The 10,585-nt window shown below is 71.0% G+C and carries 9 protein-coding genes and 1 pseudogene; 8 read left to right on the top strand and 2 right to left on the bottom strand.

All coding sequences use genetic code 11. The features are described 5' to 3' along the window. From IE244_RS41150 to IE244_RS41130, 5 genes are all read left to right on the top strand, one after another. Positions 1–1,879, top strand: a 1,879-nt coding sequence (locus tag IE244_RS41150) for a sporulation protein SsgA (protein ID WP_191878700.1), incomplete at its 5' end; no start/stop codon positions are given. 186 nt (positions 1,880–2,065) lie between these two features. Beyond that, on the top strand, positions 2,066–2,575 hold the full coding sequence (locus IE244_RS41145) for a hypothetical protein (RefSeq protein WP_191878699.1): 510 nt from the start codon (positions 2,066–2,068) through the stop codon (positions 2,573–2,575). Further along, positions 2,572–3,693 carry a DUF2637 domain-containing protein gene (locus IE244_RS41140; protein WP_229854887.1) on the top strand — a complete coding sequence of 374 codons (1,122 nt, stop codon included), beginning with the start codon at positions 2,572–2,574 and terminating at the stop codon, positions 3,691–3,693. The genes IE244_RS41145 and IE244_RS41140 overlap by 4 nt, the downstream gene beginning before the upstream one ends. Further along, positions 3,693–4,130: a Pycsar system effector family protein gene (locus tag IE244_RS41135; RefSeq protein WP_191878698.1), complete on the top strand. Its 438-nt coding sequence runs from the start codon at positions 3,693–3,695 to the stop codon at positions 4,128–4,130. Before IE244_RS41140 ends, IE244_RS41135 begins: the two co-directional genes overlap by 1 nt. 688 nt (positions 4,131–4,818) lie before the next feature. Continuing rightward, positions 4,819–6,306 carry a replication protein gene (locus tag IE244_RS41130; protein ID WP_191878697.1) on the top strand — a complete coding sequence of 496 codons (1,488 nt, stop codon included), beginning with the start codon at positions 4,819–4,821 and terminating at the stop codon, positions 6,304–6,306. Here IE244_RS41130 and IE244_RS41125 read toward each other — a convergent pair. Next, positions 6,292–6,510: a hypothetical protein gene (locus IE244_RS41125; RefSeq protein WP_191878696.1), complete on the bottom strand. Its 219-nt coding sequence runs from the start codon at positions 6,508–6,510 to the stop codon at positions 6,292–6,294. The two genes, IE244_RS41130 and IE244_RS41125, sit on opposite strands and share 15 nt — an antisense overlap. Positions 6,511–7,932: 1,422 nt before the next feature. Here IE244_RS41125 and IE244_RS41120 point away from each other — a divergent pair. Next, the gene (locus tag IE244_RS41120; protein ID WP_191878695.1) at positions 7,933–8,430 is read left to right on the top strand and encodes a hypothetical protein; all 498 of its coding nucleotides are present in this window, start codon (positions 7,933–7,935) and stop codon (positions 8,428–8,430) included. Between the two features lie 361 nt (positions 8,431–8,791). Here IE244_RS41120 and IE244_RS41115 read toward each other — a convergent pair whose 3' ends face one another. Further along, the gene (locus IE244_RS41115) at positions 8,792–9,550 is read right to left on the bottom strand and encodes a GntR family transcriptional regulator (RefSeq protein ID WP_191878694.1); all 759 of its coding nucleotides are present in this window, start codon (positions 9,548–9,550) and stop codon (positions 8,792–8,794) included. Between IE244_RS41115 and traA the strand changes: the two genes are divergently transcribed. Then, positions 9,504–10,325, top strand: a complete 822-nt coding sequence (gene traA / locus IE244_RS41110; protein WP_308436317.1) for a plasmid transfer protein TraA — start codon at positions 9,504–9,506, stop codon at positions 10,323–10,325. The two genes, IE244_RS41115 and traA, sit on opposite strands and share 47 nt — an antisense overlap. Before the next feature lie 16 nt (positions 10,326–10,341). Next, positions 10,342–10,585, top strand: a pseudogene (locus tag IE244_RS41105) (plasmid transfer protein TraB); the annotation flags it as partial.

The raw sequence follows: 10,585 nt of genomic DNA, 5'->3' as shown, positions 1-10,585 counted from the left end.
GGGCGGCGCGAACCTGATGTGGGCGGACAACGCGTTCGCTGGTGTCGGCCTCACGCTGGTGTCCGTCAGCCTCACCGCCAGCACCTGGTTCGCGGCCAAGTCGACCGGCCCCCAGCGGCGGCTCCACTCCGCCATCACGGTGGCCGCCGCGTCCTCCTGGACGACGTGCGCCGCACTGGCCGGGCCGTTCGCCGGGCCGCTGCCGGACCTCTACCTGATGGGCGGCGGGGCGCTCGCCCTGTCGTGGAACATCCGGCAGATCATGCGCCACAACCCGGACGCCGCCCCGGCCGGGAACGCCGCCGGCCTTCTGGACGCCATCGGCCTCTCCAAGCTGAAGCTCGGAAAGGCGAAGGTCGGAGAGACCGGCCAGGTCCGCGTCCCCTTCGAGCTGGAGAAGGGCGCCACCTCCGACGAGCTGACGAAGGCGCTCCCGAACCTGGAGAGCGCCATGGACGTCCGCCCCGGCGGGTTCCGGGTGGAGAAGTCCTCGGACTCGCACCGGCACGGCGTACTGGTCGGCGTCCCCGTCGACCCGCTCGCGGGCACGACCTGGTACCCGGGCCCGTCGGCGCCCGGCGGCTCGATCACCGAACCGCTCGTCATCGGCACGTACGACGACACGCTCCAGCTGGAGATGCTGCTGCCTCAGGGCGTGCACTGGCTGATCGCGGGCGCGACCGGCTCCGGCAAGACCGAGGCGGCGATGGACATCCTCTCGGAGGCCCTGACCCGAAGCGACGCCGTTGTGTGGCTGTCCGACCCGGTGAAGCGCGGAATGGACCTCGGCGGGCTGTTCCCCGCCTGCGACTGGGTGGCCCTGGAGCCGGACGACGTCGAGTCGATGGCCACGGCGGTCATGCAGGCAACCCCGGCCCGTGCGGAGTGGCTGCGTCGGCACGCCTACCGGAAGTGGGAGCCCGCGTGCGCGGGCCAGCAGACCGACCGGGCGCACTCCTGCCAGTCCGGCCGGGCCTGCGGCTGCGCCGGGATGCCCTTCCTCATCGCCTGGTTCGAGGAGGCCGCGGAGGCCTTCGCCCGCCTCGACGAGGAACTGTTCAAGCAGGCCGCGAACCAAATCAGGGCGACGGGCGCGGCCTTGGTGTTCTCCCTCCAGCGCCCGAGCCACGACCAGATGTCTACGACCGTGCGCGCCGCGCTCCCGTCCGCCCTCGTTTTCGGTCTGGACGAGCGCGACGAGACCCTCGCGCTCTCCTCCGACCTCCTGGACGCCGGCGCGCACCCCGGCCAGTGGGGCGCCGGGTACCCGGGCTACTGCTACCTCGCGCAGACCGGGATGCCCGTCGCCCGCCAGATCACCCCGGCCCGGACGTTCCGCAACGATCCCCTGGTCCTGGACTGGGTCACGGTCACCTTCGCCGACGTCCGGCCCCCCGACGCCGGGGAGGTCATGGCGGCCGTCGCGGCGGGCGTCGCGGGCCAGCGGTACACCGACCGGGCCGCCCTGTCGGTGACGGCGCCGGAGGCCGTGGATGCCGACTACGACGACGAAGAGGAGCGCACCGTGGAGCCGCTGGTGGACCCGGAGGACATGGACCTGGATCCGTCGGTGGACCTGGACGAGTCACAGCCCGGGGACGACACCCCGCTCGTCCCGGCGGACGCCCAGGGAGACCTCAGCACGGAGGACGCCCTGGCCGTGATGGAGCAGCTGCTCGACCACTGGCTCGCCGAGGGCCGCCGGACCGTCGGCCCGAAGGACTTCCTCGCCCACGCCGCCGCGATCGGGCGCAAGCCCACCTGGATCAAGAACGCGGTCCGGCAGATGCGCCTGGACGGGCGGCTCGTGGAGGACCTCAAGGCCAAGACCCCCGGCCAGTACAAGATCCGGCCCCGGCAGATGGCCGGAGCGGTCTGACCAGTCAGTGACCCGTCAGAGTCGCTGACCCCCACAACTCCCTCAGGTGGGGAGGGGGTCAGCGGCCCTGACCGGTCAGTGACCCGTCACGACCCGTCAGACCCCCTGTAATGCCTGGTCAGACCGCCTAGAACAGTGGGCGGCCCGGATGCGACCCGGACCGCCCTGACACCCCCGGAGGAACCCGTGAGTGCCACCCCTGAGTATCCCGTGACCGGCCGCTCAATCAGCGACGCCGACCTTCTCGCCGCGCTGCTGCCGGACTCCCCCGCCGGCGTTCAGCCGACCGCCCCGCCCCCGGCCGCCCCTGCGGCTCAGCCCGTCCTCGACGTCGCTGCGCTCCTCGACCTCGCCCGGCGACAGGGAGCCCTCGAAGCCGTCGTGAACACCCCGGCCCCGGAAGACAAATTGTCTTCCGGCCCGCTCGTCCCCCGGTGGGCTGTCGGCACGGCGGTGGCCGCCGTCGGCATCGGCGCCGGCGGACTGCTCCTCGGCTTCGCCCTCGACCTGCTCGCCACCGGGGCCGCTGCCGTCGCCGCCGGGATCACCGCGGCCGCGCCCATGCTGATCCTCGGCGCTGTCCTGGTCGCCGCCTTCCTCGGCCGCCGGTCGGACAAGGGCGGTGGGTTCGAGGTCACGCAGACGGTCGTCCAGACGATCACGCAGACGGTCAAGGGCGGGGGTGGCCGCCGGTGAAGATCGACACTCAGGCCCAGGTCGATGCGGCGGAGCGCACCCTCCGGCTCGTCTGGGCGATCGTGGGCGGCGCGGTGCTGTTCTCGATCCTGACCGTCACCCCACTCGTCGAGCGGGTCACGCCGGATGAGTGGGACTGGACCGCGCCGATCCTCCCGCTCGTCGTCGACGCCGCCGTGATCATCGTGGTCCGCGTCGACACCATCGTCGCCAGGCTCGACGGAGACGCGGGCGCCTGGCCCATGGTCCTGCGCTGGCTCACCGGCGCGATGACGCTCCTGCTCAACATCGGGGACTCCGCGCTCACGGGCGACATGGTCGGCGTCGGCGTGCACATGGTCGCCCCGACCCTGCTCATCGTCACGGCCGAGGCCTCGCTCAAGTGGCGCCGGGCAATCGCCGTGGCGACCGCCCGAATCGAGCGTGAGCGCGCCGACGAGCGTGAGCGCCGGGCCCGTGAGCGCCAGGAGCAGCAGGACCGCTCACGGGCGGATCGGGAGGCCCGGGAGAAGGCCCAGGCCGACGAGCGTGAGCGCGCCCGGCAGGCCGAAGACCGCCGCCGTGAGCAGGAGCAGACCGACCGTGAGCGCGAGCGTGAGCACAAGGCCCGCCTGGAGCGTGAGCGCCTGGACCACGAAGCCCGGATGGCCCGGGAAGAGCGCGACCACGTCGCCGACGTCGAGCGTGAGCGCCGGGCCGAAGAGGCCAAGCGCCACAAGGAAGAGGCGGACCGCGCCGACCGGGCTCGCCGGGATGAGCAGCAGCGCCTCGACCGTGAGCGCACCGCCCGTGAAGCCATCCAGCGGACCGAGCGGGATCGGAAGGCGGCCGAGGCCCGCCGTACGGCTCCGGCGCCCGTGAGCGCCGCTGTGAGCGCCCCGCGCCCGGCCGTGAGCGCCACCGTGAGCACCCCCGCTCACGAGACCGCTCACGACGCCCCGGCCGTCAAGAAAATGAGCGAGACCGAGGCGCTCGCCGCCGTCGCCGAGGCAATCCGTGAGGGCCGCTCACAGCGGCAGGTCGTGGCGCTCACGGGCTGGTCGACCGGCTGGATTGCCAAGCAGTTCAAGGAGCTGACCCCGCAGCAGACCGTCGAGCAGATGGAGATGAGCGCCTGATGAGCACCCCGATGACGGCCGCGCACGCCGAGGTCAAGGCGGAGATCGCGCGGACCGACGCCAAGACCGGCTTACTCCTGGCGTTCGTCGGCGCCGTGATGGCCGGCGCATGGACCCTCGCCCGCGACCTCCCCCTGAACCTCCCCGCGTACATCGCGGGCGGCTCCGGCCTCGCCCTCCTGGTCGCCGCCGCGGGCCTGCTCCTCCGGTCGGTCCGCCCCAACCTGGGCGGCGGCCACGGCTTCCCGCTCTGGGCCACGCTCACCCCGGAGGACCTCCCGGCCGCCACCGCTCGGGATCTGGCCGTCGACGTCGTCGGCCTCTCCCGCCTGGCCGTCGCCAAGTTCACCACCCTCCGCCGCGCGGTCGACCTCACCTGCGCCGGCGGAATCCTCCTCATCACCGCGGTGCTCATCGCCCTCGGAGGCTCCGCGTAACCGCACCCACGGAGAAAGCCCCCGCCAATCGGCGGGGGCTTTCTCCGGCCGTCGAAACCCCACCAGCCACAAGGCAGCCACGGCGCCTCGCGCCTGATGACCCGCCACCTATGGCACGCTCGACTCGCAAGACCCCGTAAAACGCGGCGGGGCCCGGCTGTAGGAAGCCGGACCCCAGTCGCGAACACCAGCTCCCCAGACTTCTCACGGACTCAGGATTGGTGCTCACGTAGTGCTTTCCCATGATGCAGGACATCCGGCCCCGGCCGCGACCGCGTCTTCGGACGCGTCGCGAACCGGGGCTTCCGCGTCCCCCGTACGCGCCCGAATCCGGTGCAAGAACTGCGGGAAGCGGTTCACCCGCAGCCGCGCCGCGCAGGTTTTTTGCGGCGCGAACTGCCGCAAGCGGGCGGCGGACGCTTCTACCCCCCCGAAAACGGCCTCTGACCTGGGGAAACAGGCCACCGGAGGTGGCCAACTAGGTAAAGGGGTAACAGAGTTTTCCAAGAGCAGCGAAACCACCCCTGACCAGCGGAAACGTGCTGCGGCCGCAAAGCAGGCCGCGAAGGCCGAAGCGGCGGCCCGTGCGGCTCGTCGGCGGTACCAGGGGCGGAAGGTTCTCAACCGGGTCTCGGCGATCGACGCGTGCACCGGATGCGGGCGGAGGGTCCTGGATCCGGAGACCGGCGTGATCTACGCCCGGTCGTCGCGCGGCTACGTGGTGACGATCGGGCTCGTCCGCTGCGGGCGGATCTGGTTCTGCCCGGAGTGCTCCGGAGCGATTCGCCGGGGCCGGACCGAGGAGCTGAAGACAGGCGCGCTCCGGTGGCTCGCGGCCGGCGGCACGCTCGCGGTGCTGGTTCTCACTGCCCGGCACAACCGGACGCACGAACTGGCCCGGCTTGGGGCGGCAATGTGGGGCGAACCGCTGCTCGACGCCGCCGGGGCTCCGGTCCTGGACAGGTCGGGCAAGCCGCGACGGGCGCCCGGCGCCTACCAGCGGATGCTCACTGCCCCCCAGTTCTACGGCCGGTCCGAAACGGTGAGCTGGTGGGAGCGCAAGGACGGCAGTTTCGGGCACTCGGTGCGCGCGGCTGAAGAGGGCATTCGACACCGCATCGGCTACGCGGGCATGGTCCGAGCCTCGGAGGTGACGCGCTCCCTGGAGAACGGTTGGCACCCCCACACGAATGGGCTCGTGTTCCTCGGAGGGAAGCTCGACGGAACCCCGGCGAACGGCGAGGTGGTCGACTACTTCGAGCCCGGGGCCAAGGCGTTGGAGGAGTGGGAGGACTGGCTTCGGGAACTGTGGACCAGCGAGCTTGCCAAGGCGGATCCGGAGTTCACCCCGTCGACCGACTGCGAGACCAGGGACTGCAAGTGCGAGGGCAAGGGGCACGGAGTGATGATCAAGCTGATCACGTCAGCTGACGACGAGGCCCTGATCGAGTACCTGACGAAGGTCCAGGACGGCAAGGCGCCTGAGTCGGTCCGGGCCGACTTGGACGCGGCGACGGGGGCCGCCATGGAGACCACCCGGGCCGACAGCAAGACCTACAAGGGTCACTCGATGACGCCGTTCCAAATGCTCTACCGACTCCACGACCTGGAGGTCGCCAAGCTCCTGCCGTCGAGGGCGGAGGGGTACGGCACCGCTGCTCAGTGCCGAATCTGGTGGGCGGAGTACGAGACGGCGATGGCCGGACGCCGCGCGATCGAGTGGACCAGAGGTCTGCGCGGACACGTCCAGCTCACCGGGGACGACTCCGAGGAGACGAACCTCCAGTTCGTCTATGAGCAGGACAAGGATCAGAAGCTCACCGGCGGCGTGATCCTCACGGCTGACGCGCACGAAAAGGTGGTCGACGGTGACGCCGAACTGCACATGCAGGAGGTCATCAAGACCGAGTCGTACGGCGCCGCGCCGGGAGTCGTGGCCGAACTCGGAGGCCGGGCCGACCACGTACGGGTGGTCACGGCGAAGGAGCTGGCGGCGGTGCAGGCGAACCTGTTCGAGCGCCTCAACGCCAAGACCCGCAAGCGGACCGCTGAGCGTCGGGCGGCCGAGTGGATGGCCCAGTACAAGCCCGCCAAGCCCCGGCCGCCGGGTCCGGTCGAGGCGGTCAACCTTGTGGCCCACATTCGTACGGCCAGGCGCGAGCTAACAGTCCGGTAGCGCCGGACCGGCCGCAGTGGGGCCGGTGCCGAGAGCGCGCCGGCCTTCCTGCATCTTCACCGCCTGGCGCTCGTTGTCGGCGACGGCCTGGTGGTGCTCGATGTCGGCACGCTCAACGGGAAGAAGCCGCGGGGCGGTCGGCGTCGCCGTGGTCCTGGTGCTCGTTGCCGGACCGGCGCCGAGGGTACGGCGGGGGGTGCTCATGACTGCAGTCTCGCGGCTCAGCCGGGGTCCCCGAGAGGGGGACCCCCTTTGCTCCGCCGCTGCGGCCGGTCACTGGGCCCAGTGACCGATAGCTCGCTCCGGGTTTTGGCCCGGTCCCAGCGGAGCGACCGCCGAGTCAGCGGCGGATCCGGAACGGCAGCTTCGGGTCACCCGAAGGCCTAGCTTGCTCCCGCTTCCGCCGGCCGCCCGCCGAGAGCAACTGAGCCTCTTCCTGGCTCCGCAGAAAGAGGTGTCCGGCTCCGATTTGGGCTTGCCCACGGGGTCTGACCGGCAACAACGCCGGGTCGGCCGAAACGGGGGGTCCCACCGACGGTCACACCTCCGGTGCAACCCCTAAGCCGCCTCTGCACGCAACCCTCCAGCCGCCCTCCGGTGCAACTCCCGGAGGTGGCATCACGGGTGACGCCACCCCCCGGGCAAGCCTCCGGCGGGCAAGCCTCGCAACGGTTGGGCAAGCCCCCTGGGCAAGCCTCCGCAAGATCCGTATCGGGGTGATACCTGGAGTGCTACGACGGGCGGTGACGTCACCGGTCCGCTCACCGGTGACGTCACCAGTGAGTCCTGCGCGGCTCTGCTCCGCTGCCCCTCCCAGGGGTCGCCGGGGGGACACATGGGGGGACACATCCGGGGATCCTGGGGGGTGATCCATGGGGTGAGATCTGAGGGGGACACATGGGGGGACACGGCCGTGGACGCTCACCGGTCATCCTCGCAGGCCACCCCTCCTGAGGCCCCCTGGTGAGTGCTCGGACTCTCTCTCTGGGGCTGGGTGGGTGTGGGTCTGGGGGGTGGGAGAGGTGCCGTCGCATCGGTAATGCCTAGGTGTGGATTCGTACTGCGCTTTGTAGCAAGGGCCGGTAATGCATGAGCTGTGGTCGTGTTGATCTTGCTGCCGTGGGCGCTCTCGCGTGCACGCGCGGGCACGTGCACGAGTGCACGCGGTACGCGCGGCACGAGGGCGCACGGCACGCGGTGGGAGCCGCTGGCGTCGTGATGCATGGGTGTGGCGGTTCAGTGGCTGCTGCATCGGTCGCCTGGCGGACTCCGGTAGGCGTACCGGTCCGTGGGGCGGGATTGCGTACGGGTCTATGCCTCCGGATCGCGGAAGTGCCAGAGGTGTCATGCAGCCGGTCGGCATTCCGGGCGGTGCAGCTGCTCGTGCTCCTGGTGCTCGTTGTCGACGGCGGCCTGCGCGGTGGCGGAGCCGCGGGGCGGAGACAGGAGCGAGTCCGCCGGCGGGCGGGCCGCGCGCCCGGAGGGCGCCTTGATTCAGTAGGGAAAGTTTGGACAGCTCGGGCCCGCGCCCGGATTTGTCACTGACGAAAAGCCTGGACTCCGGTTTCGTCAGTGACGAAAAGGGGGCTCCAGGATTCGTCACTGACGAAATGGCAGACTGGCCGTGTGAGCGAGCAGGAGATGAGCGTCCAGGACGCGGGTGACCGGTCCACGTGCAACGTGTGCGGTGGGCGGATCGAGCAGCCGCGGGGGCAGGGCCGCCGGCGGAAGACGTGCTCTCCGGCGTGCCGCCAGAAGTCGTACATGCTCCGGAACTTCGCCAGGGTCGCCGACGCGGCCGATCCGGTGCTCCCGGCCGCGCCGGTCGTTCCGGTGCCTCCGCCGGCCGCGGCTCCGGATCTGGCTGTGCTGCCGGATCCGCCTGCGGCTGCGCCGGTCGTCGTGCCTGCCCCGGCCCCGGTGCCGAAGGTGTCCCGGCGCCGGTCGGCGATGACGGCCTCGGCGATACCGCTTCTGCCGCCGGACGGAGTCCGGCCGGGCATCCGGCCGGGGATAGATCCGAAGGGCTGGCTGCGGGCCTTCGACGTGTACGACGAGCGGGGGCAGGCCTCGCTGTTCGAGGGCCAGGGCGACGAGGACGTGCCCGCTCCGCGCGGCGAGTAGGCCGGCGCTTCGCGCGCACCCCGGGCCTGAGTGGGGGGTCCCTCCGGTCTGGGCGGCAGAGCGCAGCTCCAGAGCGCGCCGACGCAGGGGCCGCCAAGGCTGCCTCCGGCACGCTTGCGCTCGGCCTTGGCGGCCCCTGTGGCGGTGTGCTGGCCTCCGGTGCCGTCCAGACCGGAGGGACCCCCCACGACCCCCTCACAGACCCATCCACGGGCCCGCAGTCACCGGCGGTGCCCCCGGCCCCTCTGGGACTGGTGGCCGGGTCCGGGCAGAGCCCGGGGAGCCTTGACCCGCAGATGCAAGCAGCCCCCGCCGGGGCTTCCGGCAGGGGCTGCGAGGGCTTGTTGGGGTGGGGCTGGTCTCATCCGATGATGCTGAGTGTCACGCGATGGTGCAGCTGGGCGCTGGTGACGGTCACGTAGAGCACTGCACCTGCGGAGTCACGCACCGTGCCGAGGATGCGAAAACCGGGGGATCCGGAGGGGACGCCGAGGGCCTCGCATGCTGCGTCGTCCATGGGTTCGGCGGTGATCGCGGACTCGGTCCCGGCCTGGTCCCACCCGAGCCAGTCGGCCATCCGTACGCCCGCAGGAGCCTTGGGAGAGTCCTCTCCGGCCGGGGTCATCATCGGGGGCATGCCCTCCCAGCCTTCGGGAGTGGCGGCCGCAACGGAGTACGGCAGCACGGTGATTTTGTGCTGCACGGGGTGTCCGTCGACGTACCGGATCCGGGTCCGTTCGACCACGGCCGACCCGGCCGGGATGCCCCACGCTTTCATTTCCTGGGTCGGGCCATCCAACTGCCTGACCAGGGTCGTCTCTTCCCGGGCCGTTCCGCTGGTGGTCGGCTTCCATGCCTGTGCGGCGGTGAGGTCCGGCGGTGCGAACGTCCCGAGGTGGGCGTCGGACTGCTTGGTGCCCGTGACGCGGGTCCCGCTGGACCGGTCGGTGCGCACGAGACCCATCGCGGCCAGCGTGGCGTAGGCCGCGGCCGCCGTCTGCTGGCTCACGCCGTGCTCTGCGGCCAGGCCCTTCACGCCCGGCAGTCGTGTTCCGTGGGTGAGGTCCCCGCTGATGATGCGCGCCCGGATCTCCGCGGCGATGGCGCTGCTGCTGCTCATGTTCCCTCCGGTCGACTCGTGTCAGGACAGCTCTGCTTCTGTCTTGACTCCCCCATCTTCGGGTTCCCGGGAGCCAGAAGCAAGACCCGAATCAAGATGGTGTCCAACCATCTTGACTCGCTGTCAGATGCGCCCTACCTTCGAGGTGTTGGGAACGAAGAGGCCCCCCGGAGGCACCCGGGAGGCCTTGAACCCCCGTGCGCCATCGACACCCGGAGGTACGGCCAGCATGGCAGCGAATGGCTCTCAGAACGGCAGCAAGGTCCCCCCGCAGCCGGGGGCGAACGGCTCGCAGGCAAAGGGCTTTAACCCGCAGATGGGCTTTACGGTCAATTTCAGCTCGAACCGGACGAATACCAACAACAACGCCCCCGGTACGTGGCACGCGTCGTCCGTGGGCGGCAGCACCCCCAACGGAAGCAGCGGGATGCTGCCGGAGCCGGAGTTCACCTCCCCGGCGCAGATCCGGGAGTACTGCAACAGCCTGCGGGCGGCGATGGCGATGTTCGCCTTCGAGGTGTCGATGGCCGCCGAGATCATGAAGGCCACCCTCGCGCAGGTCCAGGACCCGGAGGGCCGCATCGGGGCCTCCAAGGTCAGGGCGTGGAAGGTGTCCCGGAAGCTGCACAAGGCGGCCGAGTCGGCCCTGGACGCGGCGAAGAACGCGGCTGGCGCCTACGCGACGTTCCAGCGGGAGTACGAGGAAGAGATCAACCGAGTCCGCCACCGTGCCCGGCCGCAGCAGGTCCGGCGCATGGACTGGGCGCAGCAGTAGAGCGGGGGCGGAGACCATGGGCAAGGACGTAGAGAAGATCGCCGAGGAGCGTCTCAACGGCGAGTCCAGCGCGGCCGGGGTCAAGGCGTGGCTCTGGCACCGGATCAAGCCGCACACCCCGCCGTGGCTGATGGTGGCCGGTACGGGCATCGCCGGGGGCGGCGCGAACCTGATGTGGGCGGACAACGCGTTCGCTGGTGTCGGCCTCACGCTGGTGTCCGTCAGCCTCACCGCCAGCACCTGGTTCGCGGCCAAGTCGA

This window comes from Streptomyces filipinensis, from assembly GCF_014649495.1.
In the GTDB taxonomy this organism is placed as follows: domain Bacteria; phylum Actinomycetota; class Actinomycetes; order Streptomycetales; family Streptomycetaceae; genus Streptomyces; species Streptomyces filipinensis.
Note: the sequence above shows the minus strand (reverse complement) of the source record. Positions and strands in the feature narration are given on the sequence as shown.